Source organism: Falsiroseomonas sp. E2-1-a20, assembly GCF_051433195.1.
Taxonomy (GTDB): domain Bacteria; phylum Pseudomonadota; class Alphaproteobacteria; order Acetobacterales; family Acetobacteraceae; genus Falsiroseomonas.
Genome location: NZ_JBHMFT010000126.1, coordinates 1 through 2,733 on the forward strand (window position 1 = coordinate 1; position 2,733 = coordinate 2,733).

General features: G+C 64.7%; 4 protein-coding genes. 1 reads left to right on the forward strand and 3 read right to left on the reverse strand.

Annotation, left to right across the window (positions count from 1 at the left end; all coding sequences use genetic code 11):
• Nucleotides 1-241: 241 nt before the first annotated feature.
• Nucleotides 242-784, forward strand: a complete 543-nt coding sequence (locus ACFHPP_RS30795) for a hypothetical protein (RefSeq protein WP_437167037.1) — start codon at nucleotides 242-244, stop codon at nucleotides 782-784.
• Between the two features lie 249 nt (nucleotides 785-1,033).
• Here ACFHPP_RS30795 and ACFHPP_RS30800 read toward each other — a convergent pair whose 3' ends face one another.
• The 3 genes from ACFHPP_RS30800 to ACFHPP_RS30810 all read right to left on the reverse strand — a co-directional run.
• On the reverse strand, nucleotides 1,034-1,600 hold the full coding sequence (locus tag ACFHPP_RS30800; protein WP_437167038.1) for a hypothetical protein: 567 nt from the start codon (nucleotides 1,598-1,600) through the stop codon (nucleotides 1,034-1,036).
• An 87-nt stretch (nucleotides 1,601-1,687) separates the two neighbouring features.
• Complete coding sequence (locus tag ACFHPP_RS30805) at nucleotides 1,688-1,936, reverse strand: hypothetical protein (protein WP_437167039.1); 249 nt, start codon at nucleotides 1,934-1,936, stop codon at nucleotides 1,688-1,690.
• Between the two features lie 15 nt (nucleotides 1,937-1,951).
• Nucleotides 1,952-2,733: hypothetical protein (locus ACFHPP_RS30810; RefSeq protein WP_437167040.1), on the reverse strand; the 782-nt coding region annotated here is incomplete at its 5' end.

The window sequence follows — 2,733 nt, forward strand, 5'->3', positions numbered from 1 at the left end:
CCCCACCCCCCCAAAAAAAACCCCCCCCCCCCCCCCCCCCACCCCCCCCCCCCTTTTGGGGGGGGGGGGGGGGGGGGGGGGGGGGGTCTCCCCCCCCCCCCCCCCCCCCCCCCCCCGGACGCCACCAGGTCGCGTTCAGCTTCCGCATTTCAGATATTTTATCGTCGCGATGTCACACTGGTGGCTCGGATGTCGTCATGCCGGTGCGCATAGACGCGACTGAAGGAGCAACAAAGATCCGATGAACACACGCACTCATAGCGCGCTGCTGGCTACGGCGCGGAAAGCCAGGGCGCGAGCTTCGCAGCGCGGCCAAACGTCCATCCTCATCGTCGGCCAGAATGCGCCGAGGGGTCTCGATCCGGACGGCCCGGCTTTTCCCTGGAGCAGCGACGCAGGCCGACGCGCTCGGCGGCTCTGGCCAATCGGTCTGGTTTCATTCGACGATGCCGTTCGCATCAACGCGCTTCCGACGGAACCTGATCGCCTTAGAACGCCGCTCCACATTGGCGTCGAGCGTCTCCATGCTGTGCTTGACGTGCTCAACGGCGACATCCAGGCGGTCATCGCCGCGGGAGGATGGGCGGCCGCGGCAGTCGCGCGCGCAGTCGGCCTCAACGGCTCATTGACGTGGAACACGTCCGTCGTTGTTCGAGGCGGCCTTCCAATTTTAGCGGTGGGCCACCCATCAGGTCGAAACCGCGCTTACAACGATCGAGCATTCCGCCTCGCGACCGCGCAGGCAATTGAAGGGCTCATCATCCGGCAACGGGGGAGAGGGTGATCGTGTCCTGCGGCCAAGCTGGCGTCCGCATCAGCCGAATGCTGGCTCTGCGCGGCGCGGCAGGGCGCTTTGCGGCGCCGCGCAACTACTGCATACTCGTAGAATAATTCAGGAGTTCCAGAGCCGTTTGGATTGCGTGGAAAAACGGGCCTCTGTGGAATTCCCAGGTGAGCGTGGACGGGATTCCGAGGCTATGAGGAAGGTTTTAACAGAGAGGCGCGCCGCCCAGGCGACGGCGACGCGCGTGGTTCAGAGCAAAGATTGGGTCGAGGAGTAGTGGAAGGCGGTGAAGGGAATTTGCGCCTTCGGGAGGATTGCGTCGTGGGGAAGGAGGATCGCGTCTGTGGCGGCTTTGGCGGCGCGCCCCTGCATTTCGGCATCGGCGAGCGCTAGGCCCGTCAGTTGACGGGCATCATGCTGGGCGGAGGCGAGCTCGCGCTTCAGGCCGGTTTTTTCGGCGAATGCGTCAGGCAGATCTTGGGTCATCTGGGCGACGTCACCTTCAATGAGCCGGAGTCCTACCGTGAGGCGGTTCATGGTCACGGACGATGCGACGTTTTCGAGGTCGGCTGCTACTTGCTCAGCGAGCGCCAGGACCGATCGAGTTAGGGCGAGGCTTGCGCCGGGCGAGGCGTGCCGGCGTGCCAGTGCTGCCTCGAGGCGACCGGCCAGGCTGTCGTACGCTTCAACCAGCCTGTTGAAATGGGTCTCTGCGTGGGCTGACAGGCCGTACGGCAGCGAGCGGTGCAGCTGGGTGAGCGCGGCGACGGCCGACGCGGCGGCTTCGTGACCGACTGGGAGGCTGGACGTGGACACTGAATGGGCTCCTTCCTGATCTTTTTTGTGCAGGAGGAGCTGTGGTTTCGGAGGCCGAGGCGTGAATTTTTTCGCTCGACGACGAGACTACTTCTCCCGGGCGAGGCCGAGGACGCCAGCGCCGCAGTAGTCAAATTGCAGATTCACTACGTCCCATTGCGTTTTGCCGGACGATTTGCTTGTTCCTGGCGGGCTTCGGCGGCAGACGGCATACCCGGCATCGAGATGCTTAGTCGTATTTGTCTTCGGATCAGGCTGGTTCCGCCTGTCGGCAAAAATGCATTCTTCGCACGATGCGGGAATTGCCGTCTGTCCGTCTGCTGCGATGATTGGCATAATCATTCTCCTTGTTCAGCGTGTGGGTGGGGCGGTGCCGTGCTTCGCTTGCGGCGGGGGTTTGGTGACAACCTTCGTGTTGGATGCGGCCAGATTTTCGGAGGGCTGTTCCTCCTGTCGGGCCGTGGCGAGGCGTTCGCTCTCTGCACGCGTGCGCGCGGCGGTCAGGCGGCCAATTTGCGTCGCATATCCTGGTGCTGGTGGAAATTGTCCGGGGGCGCGGAGGGGGTCGACGGCAGCGACGACGCTGGCGAGAGTGTGGAGCGCATAGGGGGCCGCGTTGGCCACTGGAATGGCTGGCGTGGCCTCCACGGCCGGGTGCGTTCGGAGCATTTCGGCAACCATCGATGCCCTGGCTCGCGCCGTTGCGTGGAACCCGCCGGCGTCCACGGCGGCCTGCTGAGCGTCGTGGACGCGGTCACGGAGGTTTCGGCACTCGGTGGCGGCGGCGACGTACGCTGCCAGTGCAGCGGGCTCGCGCTTGGCCGCTTGGGCAGCGTACAGTTTGCAGTCATCGCGTTCGCGGGCGACGTCGAGCGTGATGTGTTCGTCGCGCGCCTCGTACGACCGCGGGGTTTCGGCGAGCGTCGCACCGACGTTGTTTAGGTAATCCAGTGCGAGCAGGGCGCGAGGCGCCTGCGCGTCGACGGCGTCCATGCGTTTGTCTAGGGCGATCTCTGCCGGAGAGGTTGCCTGAGTCATTCGTTCTGCCGATTTTTGGTAGCTGTCGTAACGGACAATCGACTGCGCGATGTGCGCGGCAACGAGTTCGTCACCAGCAGCCGCGGCGGCTTTAC